The following is a 17179-nucleotide window of genomic DNA, read 5'->3' on the forward strand; positions in this document are numbered from 1 at the left end:
GCCGGGACACGGCGGGGGCCGGACCCGGCCACCCGGTCTCTCCCTTACTCACCGTTCCTTACCGTCAAGGACGTATGCCATGGAACTCATCGGCGCACTCGTCGCGGCCTGCCTGCTCGTCGTGGTCCTCATGCTGTTCTTCTTCTCCCGGCTGTTCCGGAAGGTGGAGCAGGGCAAGGCCCTGATCGTCTCCAAGATGCGCAAGGTCGACGTGACCTTCACCGGCCAGGTCGTCCTGCCGGTGCTGCACAAGGCCGAGGTCATGGACATCTCGGTGAAGGCCATCGAGATCACCCGCACCGGCCGCGAGGGCCTCATCTGCCGGGACAACATCCGCGCCGACATCCGCATCACGTTCTTCGTGCGGGTCAACAAGACCGTCGAGGACGTCGTCAGGGTCGCCCAGGCCGTCGGCACCACTCGCGCCAGCGACCGGGACACGTTGCAGGAGCTGTTCCACGCCAAGTTCTCCGAGGCGCTGAAGACCGTCGGCAAGCAGATGGACTTCACCGACCTCTACACCAAGCGTGAGGAACTGCGGTTCCAGATCATCGAGGTCATCGGTGTCGACCTGAACGGCTACCACCTCGAGGACGCGGCGATCGACTACCTGGAGCAGACGCCGCTGACCCAGCTCGACCCGGGCAACGTCCTCGACGCCCAGGGCATCCGGAAGATCACCGAGCTGACGGCCGTGGAGCACGTGCGTACCAACGAGGCGCAGCGCACCGAGCAGAAGGAGATCACCCGGCAGAACGTCGACGCGCGCGAGGCCATCCTGGAGCTGGAGCGCCGTCAGGCCGACGCCGAGATCAAGCAGAAGCGGGAGATCGAGACCTCCCGCGCCCGCGAGGAGGCCGAGACCGCCCGCGTGGTGGAGGAGGAGCGGCTGCGCGCGCAGAGCGCCTTCCTGCGCACCGAGGAGGAGCTGGGCGTCCAGCGCGAGAACCAGGCCCGTGAGGTCGCGGTCGCCGCGAAGAACCGCGAGCGGGTCATCGCCATCGAGAACGAGCGCATCGAGAAGGACCGCCTCCTGGAGGTCATCGCCCGGGAGCGGGAGACCCAGCTCACCCGGATCTCCGCCGACAAGGAGGTCGAGGCGGAGAAGCGGGAGATCGCCGAGGTCGTCCGCGAGCGGGTCGCGGTGGACCGTACGGTCGCCGAGCAGGAGGAGTCCATCAAGAAGCTGCGCGCCGTGGAGGAGGCGGAGCGCGAGCGCCAGGCCGTGATCATCGCCGCCGAGGCGGAGGCGCAGGAGAAGCTGGTCAAGGACATCAAGGCCGCCGAGGCAGCCGAGCAGGCCGCCACCCACCGCGCGGCCGAGGAACTGACGCTGGCCGAGGCCCGGTTGAAGACCGCCGACCTCGACGCCCGCGCCAAGCTGCGCATGGCGGAGGCCGTCAAGGCCGAGGCCGCCGCGGAGGGGCTGGCCGCCGTCCAGGTCCGCGAGCAGGAGGCCGAGGTCATCGAGAAGGCCGGCCGTGCCGAGGCCGAGGCGCTGCAGGCCCGGCTGCGTGCGGAGGCCGAGGGCGCTCAGGCCAAGGCGCTGGCCGAGGCCCAGGGCACCGAGGCGCTGCTGCGTGCGGAGGCCGAGGGCGCTCAGGCCAAGGCGCTGGCCGAGGCCCAGGGCACCGAGGCGCTGCTGCGTGCGGAGGCCGAGGGCGCTCAGGCCAAGGCGCTGGCCGAGGCCGCCGCGATCGGCGAGAAGCTGAAGGCCGAGGCGGCGGGCCTGACCGAGAAGGCGGCCGCGATGGCCGCCCTGGACGAGGCCTCCCGCGAGCACGAGGAGTACCGGCTGCGGCTCCAGGCGGAGAAGGAGATCCGGCTGGCCGGCCTGGAGACGCAGCGGCAGGTCGCCGAGGCGCAGGCCACGGTCCTCGCGACCGGCCTGGAGCACGCCGACATCGACATCGTCGGCGGCGAGTCGGTCTTCTTCGACCGCCTGATGAGCGCGATCTCGTTCGGCAAGGGCGTCGACGGGTTCGTGGAGAACTCCCGTACCGCGCAGGCCCTGGCCGCGCCCTGGCTGGACGGCTCGTCGAGCTTCACCGACGACCTCGGCCGGATCCTCGGCCAGTTGGGCTCGGCCGACGTCAAGAACCTGACGGTCTCCGCGCTGCTGATGAAGATGATGCAGTCGGGCGGCACGAACGCCGGTCAGCTCCAGCAACTCCTCGACCGCGCCGGTGAGCTGGGCATCGCCGACACCCCGCTCACCGCCCTCAACGGCACCGCCCGGGCCTGACGACCCGCGGGACAGGCCCCAAGCCACCATCGGAGGAAGACGGTTGGGGCCGGTCCCGCGGACCACGCCGACAGCGGCGGGCCGAGAAGCCCCGCCGGCGGGGCCCGGCCCGATCCGCCGGACCGGCCGGGCCCCGGGCCCGCACCTCTTCGTGAAGGGACGCACCACCCATGGCCACCGCCCTGGAGACGGGTTCGTACGACTCCGTGGACACCGGAACGTACGAGGTGCTGCGCGACCGGCTGACCGCGCAGGCCGCCGAGCTCGCCCGCGGTGCCGAGCGACTCAACGCCCGACGGGCCGAGGAGTTCGGCGCCACGCGCCTGGACCTCACCGGCACCGGCCGGCTGCGCACCGAGCACCCCAGCGTGCCGTGCGACGTCGTGGCCGTCGGCGACCGCCTGCTGTTCGGCTACCACGGCAACCGGACCGAGCGCGAGGTCGGCGACGTCCTCGCGCTGTACGACCGGGACGTGAACCGGCTGCCCGAGGACGCGGTGCCCGGACTCCTCGACGACCCCGCCTTCGTGCGGGAGTTCGGGGCCCTGCACCGCTACTACCGGCAGGCCCGGCTGCTGAGCCTGCGCCGCGTGGAGGGCCGGCTCCTCGCCGTCTTCCGGACCGGCGAGAAGGCCGGCGACATCCGGGTGCTGCGCTGGACGATCACGTCCGACGGCCGGGCCGAGTTCCTGGACGGGCGCGGCGAACGCGACCATGTGCCGCCGCCCTCCCACGACTTCGAGTGGACGGCGACCGGCCGCGAGGACCAAGTGCCGGGCCGCCACCCGCACGTCTCCGTGCGCGGCGAGATCTTCGTGTCCACCGTCGGCGGCCACCTCACCGTCAAGACGGAGGACGACACCGAGACCGGCGAGGGCATCCACAGCGAGCCGGTCGACGAGCCGCTCCAGGCCCTCGCCGACGCCGACATCGCCTACGCGAGCGTGGGCCCGCTGATCCTGCTGCGGATCCGCCCCTACAAGGAACAGGCCCACCGCCACCTCGTCTTCCACACCCTCACCAGGACCGTGGTCCGCCTCGACGGCATCGGGCAGGCCTGCCGCCGCCTGCCCGACGACCAGGGCATCGTGTTCCCCGGGGGCTACTGCCTGGCCACCGGCGCCCGCAAGACCTACGAACTCGACAGCTCAGGGCTTGAGTTCGAGCGCGAGGTGCGTTCTCCCTACGGCGAGGACGTGCTGTACGCCTTCCACGCGCCGGACGGGGGACGCAGCCTGCTGCTGTCGTACAACACCATCCGCGAGGAGGTCGCCACCCCGCTGTCCTGCCACGGCTGGGCGCTGTTCGACGACGGCACGCTGACGGCGCTGCGCACGGACCCCTCGGCCGGGCCCGACGAGCCGGGCCGCGTACACCCCCTCCAGCTGTGGAGCTCCCCCTACGTCTCCGACACCCACGCCGGCGCCACGGGCACCGGGCCCCTCGGGCGGATCGGCAACGCCGACCTCGTACGCGGCATCTCCGACTGCCTGTCCATCGGCCGCGCCGTCGCCGAGACCACGCCGACCGTCGAGGTGTACGAGGCACTGGCCGCCGCCTGCGTCCGCGCCCTCGACACCCACCACTGGCTGGGCGAGGAGGAACTGGGGGACCTGCGCACCCCGCTGGACGCCGTGCGGGCCACCGCCGAGCAGGTGCTGGAGGAGTTCCGCACCGTCCAGACCCTGACCCGGCAGGCCGCCGACGCGCTCGAGGCGGTCGCGGGCCGGCTCGCAGCGGTGGTGCGCCGGCTGCGCGGCGAGGCACCGCGCGGCGCCGCCGCCTGGGTCGGCGGCCTGAGCGAACTGAGGCAGGCCCAGGGCCACCTGCTGACCCTGAAGGAGATGCGGTACGCCGACACCGCCCGCATCGACGAACTCGCCGCCGAGGCGGAGGCTGACCTCGCCACGTTCGGGCAGCGGGCGGTCGCCTTCCTGGCCCGCGAGGACGCCTTCGCCGACCACCACGAGGAGGTCGAACGCCTCGCCGTCGAGGCCGAGTCGATCGGCAGCGTCGCCGAGGCGGCACCGGTCGCCGACCGGCTCGACGACCTCGCCGGCACGCTGCGCACGGTCACCGAGGTCGTCGCCGGCCTCGACATCGGCGACGCCACCGTGCGCACCTCCGTCCTGGAACGCATCGCCGAGGTGCTGGGCGGCGTCAACCGTGCCCGCGCCCTGCTCGACGCCCGCCGCCGTGAACTGCGCGACCAGGAGGGCCGCGCCGAGTTCGCGGCCGAGTTCGCGCTGCTCGGCCAGGCCGTCACCGGCGCGCTCGCGGCCGCGGACGATCCGGACGCCTGCGACGAGCAACTCGCGTCCATGCTGGTGCGGCTGGAGAACCTGGAGTCCCGCTTCGCGGAGTTCGACGACTTCCTCGGCGAGCTGGCCGACAAGCGCACCGAGATCTACGAGGCCTTCTCCGGCCGCAGGCAGGGCCTCCTGGACGCCCGCGCCCGCCGCGCCGAACAACTCGCCGCCTCGGCGGGCCGGGTGCTGGAGACGATCGCCCGGCGCGCGGCCACCCTCGCCGACACCGACGCCGTCAGCACCTTCTTCGCCTCCGACCCGCTGGTCGCCAAGGCCCGCCGCACCGCCGAGGAGCTGCGCGAACTCGGCGACCCGGTACGGGCCGAGGAGTTGGACGGCCGGCTGAAGTCCGCCCGCCAGGAGGCGGCCCGCGCGCTGCGCGACCGTACCGACCTGTACGCCGACGGCGGCCGTACCCTCCGCCTGGGCACCCACCGCTTCGCCGTCACCACCCGGCCGCTCGACGTCACCCTGGTCCCGCACGGCGACGGCCTCGCCTTCGCCCTGTCCGGCACCGACTACCGCGCCCCGGTCACCGACCCGGACTTCGCGGACACCCGCCCGTACTGGGACCGGCGGCTGCCGTCCGAGTCGCCCGAGGTCTACCGCGCCGAACACCTCGCCGCCCGGCTGCTGCGCGAGCACGGCGCGGCCGTCCTGGGGGAGGCCGACCTGCCGGCCCTGGTGCGTCGGGCCGCGGAGGAGGCGTACGACGAGGGCTATGAGCGCGGCGTCCACGACCACGACGCGACGGCGATCCTCACCGCCCTGCTCCCCCTGTACGAGCAGGCCGGCCCGCTGCGCCAGGAACCCGCAGCGCGGGCCGCCGCCCAGCTGTTCTGGGCGCACGGCACCACCGCCGAGGCCCGCACGGCCTGGTCCCGCCGAGCGGCCTCCCTGGCCCGCGCCCGCGCCACCTTCGGCCCGTCCCCCGCCATCGCCGAACTCATCACGGAACTCGCGACGTCCCTGGAAACCTGGCCGCCACCCATCGCCGGTCCCGCCCCTCTGGGCGCGGGCGACCTCGCGCACGCCGCCGCGGTGTATCTGTTCGAGGAGCTGACCAGCGGTCCCGGCGGGTTCGTCATCAGTGCCGCCACCCGCACCCTGCTCGACAAGTTCCGGCGCACCGTGGGCAGTTCCGCCTACGACGAGGACCTGGCCGCGCTCGACGACCTCGCCGCGCGCCGCCAGCTGGCCGGGGCGTGGCTGTCGGCGTACGTCACCTCCACCGGCACCGAGATCACCGCCGGGGACCTGGCCGAGGCGGTGGCCGCCGAGCTGTGCCCGGACCTGCCCCGCTACGAGTCCGAGGTCTCCCCGGTGACCACGGTCGAGGGTTTGCTCGGCGCCCACCCCCGCATCGAGGGCCGCTCCCTGACCCTGCGGATCGACGAGTTCCTGGCCCGCACCGAGCGGTTCGAGACGCGGGAGGCACCCGCCTTCCGCGCCTACCAGCGCCGCCGCACCGCCCTGGTCGACGCCGAGCGTGCCCGGCTGCGCCTGGACGATCACCGTCCGCGCTCCATGGCGGCGTTCGTCCGCAACCGGCTCATCGACGAGGTCTACCTGCCCCTCGTCGGCGACAGCCTCGCCCGCCAGCTCGGCACCGCGGGTGAGACCAAGCGCACCGACACCGGCGGCCTGCTGCTGCTCGTCTCGCCGCCCGGCTACGGCAAGACCACGCTGATGGAGTACGTCGCCGACCGCCTCGGCCTGATGCTGGTCAAGATCAGCGGCCCGGCGCTCGGCCACGACGTCACCTCGCTGGACCCCGCCGAGGCCCCGAACGCCACCGCCCGCCAGGAGATCGAGAAGATCAACTTCGCGCTGGCGGCGGGCAACAACACCCTGCTGCTCCTGGACGACATCCAGCACACGTCCCCGGAACTGCTGCAGAAGTTCATCCCGCTGTGCGACGCCACCCGCCGCGTCGAGGGCGTCTGGAACGGCGAGGCGCGCACCTACGACCTGCGCGGCAAGCGGTTCGCGGTGTGCATGACCGGCAACCCGTACACCGAGTCGGGCGAGCGCTTCCGCGTCCCCGACATGCTCGCCAACCGCGCCGACGTCTGGAACCTCGGCGACGTCCTGACCGGCAAGGAGGACGTCTTCGCGCTCAGCTTCCTGGAGAACGCGCTCACCGCGAACCCGGCGCTGGCGCCGCTGGCCGGCCGCGACCGCGGCGACCTCGACCTCTTCCTCCGGCTCGCGGGCCACGACCCCGCGGCCCGCGCCGACCGGCTCGTGCACCCCTACGCGCCGGCCGAGGTGGAGCAGATCGTGTCCGTGCTGCGCCATCTGCTCAGCGCGCGCGAGACGGTCCTCGCGGTCAACGCCGCCTACATCGCCTCCGCCGCCCAGTCCGACGCGACGCGCACCGAGCCGCCGTTCCGGCTCCAGGGCTCCTACCGCACCATGAACAAGATCGCCCAGCGGCTGCGGCCCGTCATGAACGACGCCGAACTGTCCGCCGTCCTCGACGACCACTTCACCGCCGAGGCGCAGACCCTCACCACGGGAGCCGAGGCCAACCTGCTGAAACTGGCCGAACTGCGCGGCACCCTGACCGCGCAACGCGCCACTCGCTGGGCCGAGCTGAAGGCGGCCCACGCTCGTGCCCAGGCCCTCGGCGACCCGGCCGGGGACCCCCTCACACGCGCGACCGCGGCCCTGGCCCTGCTGGCCGACCGGATGGGTGCCATCGAGGCCGCCCTCCTCGGCCGTACCACCTCCCGGGCCCGGCACGCGGCCGAGCACGCAAAGGAGGAGTGACGACGATGGAGACGATGACGGCGGTCACCGCGGCGATGGCGGTGATGACGCCCTTCCTGGTGCCGCTCAGCACCGCCACGCTGATCGTGGCGGCCAGCACGACCGTCCTGGTCCGCCGCGACCGCCGCCGGGCCCACGCCTACCGGTGCCCGTCGCCGGCCGAGGAGGAGTGAACGGCTCTCGGCCGGTGCGCCGGATCAGCGGCGCGAGTTGCCGAACAGGAGGCGGTAGCCGATGAGCAGCACGAGCGAGCCGCCGATGGCCGCACCCCAGGTGTAGAGGTCGAAGAAGTTGTTCTCCACGGGCCGGTCGAAGAACCGGGCGGAGAGCCAGCCGCCCACGAACGCGCCCGCGATGCCGATGAGAGTGGTGCCGATGATGCCGCCGGGGTCCCGCCCCGGCAGCAGGATCTTGGCGATGGCCCCGGCTAGCAGTCCGAGGATGATCCAGCCGATGATGCCCATGTCGTCTGACCTCCAGGAGTGTGGGTTGCCGGATCGCATGGTTCCGGACGCCTGCTATGGCCAGGACGCGAGGTAGGGCACCCTTGGTTGCCTGGCAGGTCCGCATCCAGCCACATACTTTCATTGTTGCGCAACCTCGGAACTGCCGAGGAGGTCAGGCGCGTTGACCCCCATGGACACGGGGGACCGGAAAAGCTGCGGAGGAGTTCGATGAGTGTGCCCTTGGCCAAGGGCGGCAATGTCTCGCTGAGCAAGCAGGCTCCCGGCCTGACGGCGGTCACGGTCGGGCTGGGCTGGCAGGCGGGTACCGGATACGAGCTGGACGCCAGCGCGCTGTTGTGCGACGCGTCCGGAAAAGTGCTGTCCGACCGGCACTTCGTTTTTTTCAACAACCTGAGCAGCCCCGACGGTTCGGTCCGTCACAGCGGTGGCGGCGGCCCCGTCGTCGGCGACGACCAGCGGATCGACGTCGACTTGACGCGCGTGCCCGCCGAGGTCGCCAAGGTCGTCTTCCCGGTCTCGCTCTACGAGGGAGCCGCCCGCGGGCAGACCTTCGGCCAGGTGCGGCGCGCCCACATCCGCGTGCTCGACCAGGACAGCGGCGCCGAGCTGGCCCGGTACGACCTGGCGGCCGACGGACTGGCCGGTGAGACGGCGCTGGTGTTCGGCGAGCTGTACCGGCACGGCGCGGAGTGGAAGTTCCGGGCGGTCGGCCAGGGGTACGCCTCGGGCCTCGCCGGCATCGCCACCGACTACGGCGTGGACGTCCTGAAGGAGACCGCCGCCCCGGACCCGGACCCGGGCCCGGTCCCGTCCGACCCGTCCCTGGGCGCGGGAGCGTACGGCCCGACCCCACCGGCCCCTGTGCCGCCTGTGCCGCCCGCGCCCGCCGTCACGGTGACACCGACACCGACCCTGGTGTCCCCCCAGCCGCCGACCGTCGCCGTACCACCGCACCCCACGAGGAGTCCCGACATGACCTGCTTCTTCGACCCCGGCCACGGCCCCGGCACGACGAGCGTCAGCTGGTACCCGCAGTGGGGCGTGCCCCGGCCGGTCCAGGCGTGCGCCGCGTGCGCGCAGCGGGTCCAGACCACCGCGCCGCCGTTCTACACCCCGCCCCAGCCGCCGAGCCCGGGGTACCCCCAGGCCCAGCAGGGCTATCCGCAACAGGGTTATCCCCAGCAGGGGTACCCGCAGCAGGGCTACCCGGCTCCCCAGGGCGACCAGCAGCAGGGCGGCCGCCGCTTCGGCACCGGCGCGCTCATCGGCGCAGGCGCGGCCGGCCTGGTCGGCGGGGCCCTCCTCAACGAGGCGTTCGACGACGACGAGCCGGACGTGGTGATCAACAACTACTACGAGGAGTGAGCGGCTCCCGCGGGGCCCGGGAGCACGGCGGAGAGGGTGGGACATGACCGGTACCCGGTCGCGGCGGCGCTGGCTGGCGGTGGTGGCGCTGGCCGCCGTCTGCTACGTCGCCGTGCGCGCGGTCGGCGGGCTGCCCGCCGGTTCCACTCCCCGGCCCGCACCGTCGGTCTCCGCCTCGGCCCCGCCCACCGGCCCGGCACACCCCTCCGCGACGGCGACCGCGGGACCGTACGACCCGGCCGACCACGCCGCCCAGGTGCGCCGGCGGGCCGGTCAGGCGGGCGTCGGCGCCCAGCTGCTGATGGCGATCCTCTACAACGAGTCGTACAAACCCCACGAGCCCGACCTCGAACGGGCCTGGCAGAAGTACAAGCCGGACGCCGCCTTCGGTATCGCCAACATGCACCGGGCGACCTTCGACGCCACCAAGAAGGACCGTGACTTCGCGAACCGCTCCTGGAACGAGCTGCCCGACGACCGCGACCTCGCCATCGAGGCCGCGGCCTGGTACCTGCACGACCTCGCGGCCGTGCTGCCCGCCCACTGGACGGCCCCGTACAGCAGGGACGACCTGCTGGCCCTCGGCTACAACACCGGGCCGGGCAACATGCTCGCCTTCGCCCGCGGGGCCACCCCCGGCAGCCAGGCCCAGTCCTACCTCGACAAGCTGCACGAGAACTGGGCCCAGGCCGGCCGGGCGGTCCGCCCCTGAGCCGGTCGCGGCGCTAGAGCCGGGCCCGCGCCGCAGCCCGGCCCGAGCGTGCCGTCGGGCGGGCCCGCTTCGCGGTCCGTGCGACGAGCAGTGGGCCCAGGGGCCCGGCGCTCAGCCGTTCCACCAGCGGCGGGGCGAAACGGCGTGCGGTCAGTACGACGACCAGGGTGACGACGGTCCCCACCAGCGCGCCGACGCCGACGTCATGCGGGTAGTGGGCGCCGACGTAGACGCGCGAGGCCCCCATCGCCACGGCTGCGAGCAGGGCGACGGAGCCCAGCCACCGGTTGATGACGAGCAGGGCCACCGCGAACGCGAAGGCGACCGTGGTGTGGTTGCTGGGGAAGGCGTAGTCGTCGACCGGGGGACACGCCTCGATGAGGAAGTCGTGCGGGAGGGCCCGGCAGGGGCGCGGCTCCTCGAAGACGTTCTTGATCCCGCTGTTGACGACGTACGACAGGACCACGGCGAACGGCGTGGCCAGTACGGCGGCCATGACCGTGTTGTCCTGGCGCCGGGCGCGCCACCAGGCCATCAGCAGGAAGAGCGCGAACAGGCCCATGCCGAGGTCGGAGAAGAGCGCGGCGGGCTCGTTCAGCCAGTGCGTGTCCCGAGCGAAGTTGGTGACGTCGGTGTAGAGGCCGCCGTCGATGGCCGCGCCGTCGAGCCCCGTGGCGGGCGGGGAGGAAGTCGTCATCAGGTGGATCTCCGGGCCATGGGTCCACGTGCGTGAGCGCTCCGGGGAACGCGTGTGAACACACGCGGACACAGATGTGGAACCCTCGTGAAGCCGGGCCGTCCGAGGGATGAACGTCTACAGATTGGTAGACGGTAGCAGGAGGGGAACGGGTTGCTTCAGGCGCCGTCGTCTTGCTCCCGGGCCGCCCACGGCCTCTCGAAGGCGGGCGGTCGTGGCCAAGGGGGCCCTGAGGGTCCGCCGCCCTCCACCCCGGCCCGCGCGGCAGCGCCACGACCAGGCGATCCGCGGGGAGCGCGCCGGCGGCGGCTCATACGGTCGCCGGCCGACCGGGCGCTTGCGCAGGGGCGGACCCGCCACGGGGGGTGCGAACGAGTCCGCCCCTGCATGATGCCGCCCGCGTACCTCCCCCCGGAGAGCAGGCGGCCTGACCCCGCCCGGGGTCACTAGATACAGCGCGCCGCGAGCGCGGACTGTCACGGGTGCCGGTGCACTGACACGAGGTCAACACAACTGTGCAGTAAGGGACTCGATGCGGTCACGAGATGCGCCACCACCCGCACTCCACGCGTTCACGCCCCGGGCTGCCCGTTCTTCTTCCCGGCCGGGTCGCCGTTCGACTGACCGTTCTTCTCGCCGGGGCCGCCTCCGCCGCCGGGGCCACTCGTGTTGCCGGGGTCACTGGCCGCGCCCGAGTCACTCGCGTTGCCGGAGCCGCTGCCCTTGCTCGTGTTGCCCGCGTTGCCTGGGTTGCCCGCGTTGCTCGTGTTGCCCGCCTCGGTCCGCGACAGCTGGTCGGCGCAGTAGGCGTCGACGTTGTCCTCGCCTCCGGCGGCCTCGATGAACCGCTTCCAGGCCGTCGACTCCAGCGCCTTGCCCCTGCCCTTCACCGACGCGTACGCGCGGCAGTGGGCCTGGATGTCCTTGGCCGTGGGCGGGCGGTCCCGGGTGGCGGAGGGGGCGGGCGTCGGGGAGGCGGGCTGGGGCGGTGCGGCGTCGGCGGGTGCCGTGGTCGCCGAGGGCGACGGGTCGGGCGACGGGGCCCGGGGAGCGGTGGGCGACGGATGCGGCCGCACCCGACCGTGGTCCCCCGCCTCCCCGCCGGTTCTCGGTGAGCCGATCGCCGCGATCGCCACGCCGCTGAACGTCAGGGCGGCGAACAGGACGGCGACGGCAGCCCGCACCGAGCGGCGCCCCAGGACGCGCCGCGGCCGCCAGTCGTCCCGCCGCCGCGCTCGTGCCTGACGGTGGACGCCTTCCTCCCGGGCGGCCCGGAAAGCGGCCACGGCCCGCTCCTCGGCCGAGGCGTCGAGGGCCTCGGCGCGCAGGGTGCGGCGGAGCACGGGTTCCAGCGCGGTGGCGCGGATGTCGTCATCGGCACCGGGCCCGCGGCCGCCCGTGCCGGCGCGCCGGCGGTCTACGCCCCCGGCGTCGCTGTGTCGGTCGCCCATACCCGTGTCCATCCCATGCGGTTGCTACTCGTTCGCTCTACGGATCCGACGCCCTCGCTGCTCATTCCGACTGCCTCAGCGTATGGAGGCTCTTTCCCGTCACACCCGGCCGCGCGCGGACCGGTGGACGGGACGGGGCAGGGCGCGCTCAGGGACGGGCGCGCGGCTCACGCGCCGTCGATCTGCCTTCGGGCTGTCGTCGGGCTGTCGTCGCGCCGCCTTCAGGCGTCGAGGCCGTCGATGCTGTCGATGCCGTCCAGGAGCAGGGTGAGTCCTCCCAGGAACTCCTGGTCGGCGCCGACGTTCCGGGCGTGCCGGGCGGTCTCCGTCATGTGCGGGAACTCGGCGGGCGGCAGCTCGGTGATGGCCACGGTGCCCGGACCGGACAGGGCCCCGAGGTGTTCGAGCTGGATGGCGCCGATGACGTAACTGAGCAGGCCCCGCAGGGCGACGACCCGCCGTTCGCCCTCGACGCCCGCCTCGGTGAGGACGGCGAGCACGGCCTCCGACCAGCGCAGCACTCCGAGCGAGTGGTGCCGGTGGGTGATGGTGAGCGGGACGATCGCCGGATGGGCCGCCACGGCGTCGCGCAGGCGCCGCACCATGACCACGATCCGCTCGCGCCACGGCATGCCGGGGTCCGGCGGCTCGACGTCCACGCCGGCGAGTACGAGCTCGACGACGAGCCGTTCCAGTTCCTCGCGGTCGTCCACGTACCGGTAGAGCCCCATGGTGCTCATGCCGAGTTCCTTGGCGACGGCGCGCATCGACAGTCCGGTGGGCCCGTCCCGGTCGATGACGGCCAGGGCGGCGGCGGCCGGCTGGTCCTGCGTGAGGGAACGTGGGCGTGGCATGGCGGTTGACAGCGTACGGCATACGCCTACGCTGGTAAGCGTACGTCGTACGCTTACGGAGGGGAGCCCGTCGTGCGCATGTCCCGCAGTCAGGTGAGGCCCGGTTCCACCGTCCACGACCGGCAGCTCACCGCCGTCTCCGGCGACCGGGTCGCCGTCCCCGATCCCGACCGGCTGATCCACCTCCAGTTCCGGCGGTTCGCCGGCTGCCCGGTCTGCAACCTGCACCTGCGCTCGGTGGTGCGGTGGCACGGGGAGATCGAGGCCGCCGGTGTCCGCGAGGTCGTGGTCTTCCACTCGCCCGCCGGCGAACTGCTGCCCCACACCGCCGATCTCCCGTTCGCCGTCGTGGCCGACCCGGCCAGGCGGCTGTACGCGGAGTTCGGCGTGGAACGCTCGCCCCGCGCCCTGCTCGACCCGCGGGCCTGGTGGCCGATCCTCCGGGCGGTCCTGAGCGGCCTGCGGGAGGTCGCCCGCGGGCGGGAGCACCTTCCGTCCGCCAGCCCGCACGGCGGACGGACCGGCCTGCCCGCCGACTTTCTCGTCGCACCCGACGGCAGGGTCCTCGCCGCCAAGTACGGTGAGCATGTCTATGACCAGTGGTCGGTCGACGAACTGCTGCAACTGGCGGCCGCGCACGTGACGAAGACGGCGAAGACGGCGAAGACGGCGACGACAACAGAGGCGACGGAGGACGACTCCCGGTGATACTTCCCGGCCCCCTGCGCGTGATCAATGAGGGACTGGCGTTCCTCCTGGAGGTACTGGCCCTGGCTGTCCTCGCCTGGTGGGGCTGGCGGAGCGCGGACCACACGGCCGCGCGTCTCCTCCTCACCGTCGCCGCTCCCGCGGCGGCGGCCGTCGTGTGGGGCCTGTTCGCCGCCCCGAAGGCCCGGGTGGCACTGCCCGTGCTGGGCGTCCTGGCCGTGAAGGCGCTGGTGTTCGGCGCCGCGGTGGCCGCCCTGTACGCCGTCGGCCGGCACCGGTGGGCCGCCGTCTTCGCCGTCGTGGTCGCGGTCAACACCGTCCTGGCCACCCTGGACCGGAACGCTCTGATGCACCGTGGATCCTGACCCGCCGCCCACGTCCGGGAAACGCGCCGCCGACCGTGCAGGGTGACGTGTAGATCGCCGCGGCCACTTACTCTTGCGCGCCATGTACTTTGCATTGCAGAGTGGATGGGGCCGGGTGACCGACCGGCGGCCCGGTGCTGTTCGAGGCGCGACCACAAGGGGGACATCGTGGGAATGGGAACACCGTCGCTGAGCGGCGCGGGAGCCGAACCGAGGGCGCGCGCGGCCGGCCTGCTGGCCGCGACGGAAGGCCTGCGGGCCCGTGCCCGCGCGCAGATGAACGGCTCGTGGGTCTCCCTCGTCGGCTTCGGCCTTCTCGCGCTGGCAGCGGCTCCGATGGCCCGGTACGCCTTCAACTTCGGAGCCCACGGCCGGTACGTCGGCTCCTATCCGGCCTTCGCCTACGCCGAGTTGACCGGCCTGTGCGTCGTCCATGAACCGGGAACCCCCTGTCTGAGGGGCGAGTTCGACGGCGCCGTCCTGCGCTTCACCGCCTGGGGCGTGTGGTTCGTGCTCATCCCCCTGGCCTGGTTCGTCTTCGCCCGCTGGTACCGCCTGCGCGGCGAGGCCCGCGGCATCGTCCCCCGCCGGGGCGTGTGGGTCGGCACGACCGCCGTCGCCACCGTGGTGATCACGGGCGCCCTGACGGCCCTGCTCTTCGCCAGGTACCAGCCCTGGCAGGTCGACCTGCTGGAGAACAGCTACGCCTCCCCCTGGTACCTGGTCGGCATCGGACTGCTCGCCCTCGGGATGGCCGAACGCAGCTGGATCGCCGCGGCCGCCGGCATCGCTCACGCCCTGCTGCTCACGGCCTACCTCGGCGCCTCCTGGGGCACCGGATGGCTGCCCTGGCGGCTTCCCGCCCACCCCGGCTGGAGCGACGGACCGCAGGCGAAGGCGCTCCTGCTCGCCGCCGTCCTGCTGCTCGCCGGCCTGGTCGACTGGGCGGTGGCTCGCCCTCGCGTCACGGCCGGCTCCGCCGACGCCGGTACGGTTGCCTCATGAGTGTCGGGGACTCGACCACTGCGTGGGCCGAACAGGAGGGACTCCATCCGACCCAGTCGCTGGACGACACCGTGCACCAGCGTGTGCGGCTCGGCATCCTCGCCATCGCCAAGGAGGCCAACCGTGTCGAGTTCGGCTTCCTGAAGAAGCAACTCGCCGTCACCGACGGAAATCTCTCCCGGCACCTGAGGGTGCTGGAGGAGTCCGAGCTGATCATCCTGGAGAAGGGCTACGCCGGCCGGCGCCCCCGCACCTGGATCGCCCTCACCCGAGCGGGCGCACAGGCACTGGACGCCGAACTCCGCGCCCTGCGCGCCCTGGTCCTGCGCCTGGAGGCCCCGCTGCCCGCCCCCGGCCCGCCGGACAGCCCGGAGGCCCCCCGCCCCGCCCCCGGCCCGCCCGACACCTGACCCGGGCTACGTGTTTCCAGGGGGCTCGGACGCATCCCCGACGGCGGCGGCCGGCGCGGTCACGGCCACCTGACCGACGCGCCACCGGATCCCGGGCAACCGAATCCGCCGAAACGGTGGTCTGGAGGGCGAGGGAGGGTGCTTGATGCAGGCCAAACAGGAGGCCGAGTTCCAGGAGTTCGTCAGAGCGCGGTGGTCCCATCTCGTGCGGACCGCGTATCTGCTCACCGGCGATGTGCACCATGCCGAGGACCTGACACAGACGGCGCTGGCCAAGGCGTACCGCTCATGGCGGCGCGTCTCGCGCAGCGCCAGTCCGGAGGCGTACGTCCGGCGGATCCTGGTCAACTGCAACAGTGACCGGTTCCGCAAACGGCGGGTCAGGGAGGCGCTGACCGCGACGCCGCCGGACGCGGCCGGGCGCGACGAGGCCGTCACACGGGCCGACGAGCGCAGCGCCCTGCTCGCGGCGCTGGCCGGGCTGCCGCCGAAGCAGCGGGCGGTGATCGTCATGCGCTACTGGGAGGACCTGCCCGAGGCCGAGGTCGCCGAGATCCTCGGGTGCTCACCCGGCACGGTCAAGAGCCAGGCGTCCAAGGCGCTGGCGAAGTTGCGTACACATCCGGGGCTCACACAGGTCGTGGACGAACCTGTCCGCAGCCGAGTGCCGTCCGGGCAGAGAGGCAGCAAGTGAACGAGGAGCAGAACCAGCAGGAGGCAGTAGCCGGCGAGGACTTCGAGGAGCAGCTGCGCGAACTGCTCGCCGAGGACGCGAACACGATCCGGCCCGCGCCGGCCCCGTATCCGGTGATCCGCCGCCGGGGCACGGTCGAACGGCGGCGCCGGGTGGCGGCCGGGGCCGCGCTGGTGACCCTGGCGGCGGTGCCCGTGGGGGCGTACGCGCTGGCCGGCGGCGACGCGGGCGGGAACACGGTGGCATCGAAACCGTCGGTCAGCGCCACGCCGCGGACGTCGCCGGCACCGTCTCCGTCGCCGGAACCCGCGCGGCCGGCCACGGAGGGCCAGCTCCTCGACGGAATCACCTTCGGGCAGGCCGCCGACGGGCTGAAGAAGTGCCTCGCCTACGACCAGCCGCTCACAAGCCCCTCGTCCGACTTCCGTCCGGACCTGGGCGTGGCGGAGGAGTACCGGATCATCCTGGCGATGAACAGCACCGGCGACTCCAACGCGCCCGGCGACGGCATTTTCGTCGTCGCGGTGAAGGAGCAGCCGAAGCCGACCCGGCTGATCTGCAACCTGAAGAACGGTGAGGCCTCCGGCCTCAACACCAGCATGGGCTACGACGATTCGTCGGACGCCGTCCCGGTGCGGGCGGACGACAACGGCGGCAAGCTCTACCAGCAGAGCATCCTCGACCACGGCAACTGGAAGCTGCCGTTCCGATGGGGCGTCATCGGCACCGTCGAGCCGTCGGTGGCCCGGGTGACCGTCTCCTACGGCGGCGCCACCAGCCAGGCCGTCCTGGACCACGGCTGGTTCGTCGCCTCCGGCGTCCTGGACCGGCAGGTCACCGCGGCCCCGCGGATCAGGGGCTACGACGCCGACAGCAAGCTCGTCTACGACTCCGACAAGGACAAGTACTACGAGAAGCAGGTGCCGTAGCCACCACCCGCCCGGGGGCGCCACACAGGGGATGGCGCCCCCGGGCACCGGGCTCCCCCTCCGCTCTCCCGTCCGCGCTCCAGCAGTCGTAGCGGTGCGCGTGGTAGGTGCTGCGCGAGTCCGGGTCGCTGAAGAAGAAGTAGAGCTTTCGAGGGCCGCACCCGCGGCGTCCAGGAACGCCGGCACATTCGGC

At 72.9% G+C, this 17179-nt stretch carries 14 protein-coding genes and 1 pseudogene; 11 read left to right on the top strand and 4 right to left on the bottom strand.

From position 1 onward, the window contains the following. The first annotated feature begins 79 nt into the window (after positions 1 to 79). From ACTYVM_RS15605 to ACTYVM_RS15615, 3 genes are all read left to right on the top strand, one after another. Positions 80 to 2245, top strand: coding sequence for an SPFH domain-containing protein (locus ACTYVM_RS15605; protein WP_445526494.1), 2166 nt, complete (start codon positions 80 to 82; stop codon positions 2243 to 2245). A gap of 170 nt (positions 2246 to 2415) precedes the next feature. Then, complete coding sequence (locus ACTYVM_RS15610) at positions 2416 to 7329, top strand: DNA repair ATPase (protein WP_445524658.1); 4914 nt, start codon at positions 2416 to 2418, stop codon at positions 7327 to 7329. 5 nt (positions 7330 to 7334) lie between these two features. Continuing rightward, a complete protein-coding gene (locus ACTYVM_RS15615) occupies positions 7335 to 7502 on the top strand; it encodes a hypothetical protein (protein WP_445524657.1) in 168 nt (55 codons plus the stop codon). 24 nt (positions 7503 to 7526) lie between these two features. Here the strand turns inward: ACTYVM_RS15615 and ACTYVM_RS15620 are convergent, their stop codons facing one another. Continuing rightward, on the bottom strand, positions 7527 to 7793 hold the full coding sequence (locus tag ACTYVM_RS15620) for a GlsB/YeaQ/YmgE family stress response membrane protein (protein WP_400030255.1): 267 nt from the start codon (positions 7791 to 7793) through the stop codon (positions 7527 to 7529). 210 nt (positions 7794 to 8003) lie between these two features. Between ACTYVM_RS15620 and ACTYVM_RS15625 the strand changes: the two are divergent. Then, positions 8004 to 8561 (top strand): annotated as a pseudogene (locus ACTYVM_RS15625) (TerD family protein); the annotation flags it as partial. Positions 8562 to 9204: 643 nt separating this feature from the next. Beyond that, complete coding sequence (locus ACTYVM_RS15630) at positions 9205 to 9873, top strand: transglycosylase SLT domain-containing protein (RefSeq protein WP_445524656.1); 669 nt, start codon at positions 9205 to 9207, stop codon at positions 9871 to 9873. A gap of 13 nt (positions 9874 to 9886) precedes the next feature. Here the strand turns inward: ACTYVM_RS15630 and ACTYVM_RS15635 are convergent, their stop codons facing one another. From ACTYVM_RS15635 to ACTYVM_RS15645, 3 genes are all read right to left on the bottom strand, one after another. Then, on the bottom strand, positions 9887 to 10570 hold the full coding sequence (locus tag ACTYVM_RS15635) for a phosphatase PAP2 family protein (RefSeq protein ID WP_445524655.1): 684 nt from the start codon (positions 10568 to 10570) through the stop codon (positions 9887 to 9889). 572 nt (positions 10571 to 11142) lie between these two features. Next, positions 11143 to 12021 carry a hypothetical protein gene (locus ACTYVM_RS15640; protein WP_445524654.1) on the bottom strand — a complete coding sequence of 293 codons (879 nt, stop codon included), beginning with the start codon at positions 12019 to 12021 and terminating at the stop codon, positions 11143 to 11145. 221 nt (positions 12022 to 12242) lie between these two features. Continuing rightward, positions 12243 to 12875, bottom strand: a complete 633-nt coding sequence (locus ACTYVM_RS15645) for a TetR/AcrR family transcriptional regulator (RefSeq protein ID WP_445524653.1) — start codon at positions 12873 to 12875, stop codon at positions 12243 to 12245. A 78-nt stretch (positions 12876 to 12953) separates the two neighbouring features. Here ACTYVM_RS15645 and ACTYVM_RS15650 point away from each other — a divergent pair, with 78 nt between their 5' ends. The 6 genes from ACTYVM_RS15650 (at position 12954) to ACTYVM_RS15675 (ending at position 16986) form a co-directional block, all read left to right on the top strand. After that, positions 12954 to 13583, top strand: a complete 630-nt coding sequence (locus tag ACTYVM_RS15650) for a peroxiredoxin-like family protein (RefSeq protein ID WP_445524652.1) — start codon at positions 12954 to 12956, stop codon at positions 13581 to 13583. Continuing rightward, on the top strand, positions 13580 to 13948 hold the full coding sequence (locus tag ACTYVM_RS15655) for a YrdB family protein (RefSeq protein WP_445524651.1): 369 nt from the start codon (positions 13580 to 13582) through the stop codon (positions 13946 to 13948). Before ACTYVM_RS15650 ends, ACTYVM_RS15655 begins: the two co-directional genes overlap by 4 nt. A 174-nt stretch (positions 13949 to 14122) precedes the next feature. After that, positions 14123 to 14953 carry a hypothetical protein gene (locus ACTYVM_RS15660; RefSeq protein WP_445524885.1) on the top strand — a complete coding sequence of 277 codons (831 nt, stop codon included), beginning with the start codon at positions 14123 to 14125 and terminating at the stop codon, positions 14951 to 14953. Next, positions 14950 to 15363, top strand: a complete 414-nt coding sequence (locus ACTYVM_RS15665; RefSeq protein ID WP_445524650.1) for a transcriptional regulator — start codon at positions 14950 to 14952, stop codon at positions 15361 to 15363. The genes ACTYVM_RS15660 and ACTYVM_RS15665 overlap by 4 nt, the downstream gene beginning before the upstream one ends. 145 nt (positions 15364 to 15508) lie before the next feature. Next, entirely contained in the window at positions 15509 to 16057 is a 549-nt protein-coding gene (locus ACTYVM_RS15670) for a SigE family RNA polymerase sigma factor (protein WP_445524649.1), read from the top strand. Beyond that, entirely contained in the window at positions 16054 to 16986 is a 933-nt protein-coding gene (locus ACTYVM_RS15675) for a hypothetical protein (RefSeq protein WP_445524648.1), read from the top strand. The genes ACTYVM_RS15670 and ACTYVM_RS15675 overlap by 4 nt, the downstream gene beginning before the upstream one ends. Positions 16987 to 17179: the final 193 nt, after the last annotated feature.

This window comes from Streptomyces cyslabdanicus (genome assembly GCF_052663305.1).

Excerpts from the sequence above, each read along its gene's own strand:
- ACTYVM_RS15605 (WP_445526494.1), top strand. The coding sequence starts at position 80 with ATGGAACTCATCGGCGCACTCGTCGCGGCCTGCCTGCTCGTCGTGGTC.
- ACTYVM_RS15610 (WP_445524658.1), top strand. The coding sequence starts at position 2,416 with ATGGCCACCGCCCTGGAGACGGGTTCGTACGACTCCGTGGACACCGGA.
- ACTYVM_RS15615 (WP_445524657.1), top strand. The coding sequence starts at position 7,335 with ATGGAGACGATGACGGCGGTCACCGCGGCGATGGCGGTGATGACGCCC.
- ACTYVM_RS15620 (WP_400030255.1), bottom strand. The coding sequence starts at position 7,793 with ATGGGCATCATCGGCTGGATCATCCTCGGACTGCTAGCCGGGGCCATC.
- ACTYVM_RS15630 (WP_445524656.1), top strand. The coding sequence starts at position 9,205 with ATGACCGGTACCCGGTCGCGGCGGCGCTGGCTGGCGGTGGTGGCGCTG.
- ACTYVM_RS15635 (WP_445524655.1), bottom strand. The coding sequence starts at position 10,570 with ATGACGACTTCCTCCCCGCCCGCCACGGGGCTCGACGGCGCGGCCATC.
- ACTYVM_RS15640 (WP_445524654.1), bottom strand. The coding sequence starts at position 12,021 with ATGGGCGACCGACACAGCGACGCCGGGGGCGTAGACCGCCGGCGCGCC.
- ACTYVM_RS15645 (WP_445524653.1), bottom strand. The coding sequence starts at position 12,875 with ATGCCACGCCCACGTTCCCTCACGCAGGACCAGCCGGCCGCCGCCGCC.
- ACTYVM_RS15650 (WP_445524652.1), top strand. The coding sequence starts at position 12,954 with ATGTCCCGCAGTCAGGTGAGGCCCGGTTCCACCGTCCACGACCGGCAG.
- ACTYVM_RS15660 (WP_445524885.1), top strand. The coding sequence starts at position 14,123 with ATGGGAACACCGTCGCTGAGCGGCGCGGGAGCCGAACCGAGGGCGCGC.
- ACTYVM_RS15665 (WP_445524650.1), top strand. The coding sequence starts at position 14,950 with ATGAGTGTCGGGGACTCGACCACTGCGTGGGCCGAACAGGAGGGACTC.
- ACTYVM_RS15670 (WP_445524649.1), top strand. The coding sequence starts at position 15,509 with ATGCAGGCCAAACAGGAGGCCGAGTTCCAGGAGTTCGTCAGAGCGCGG.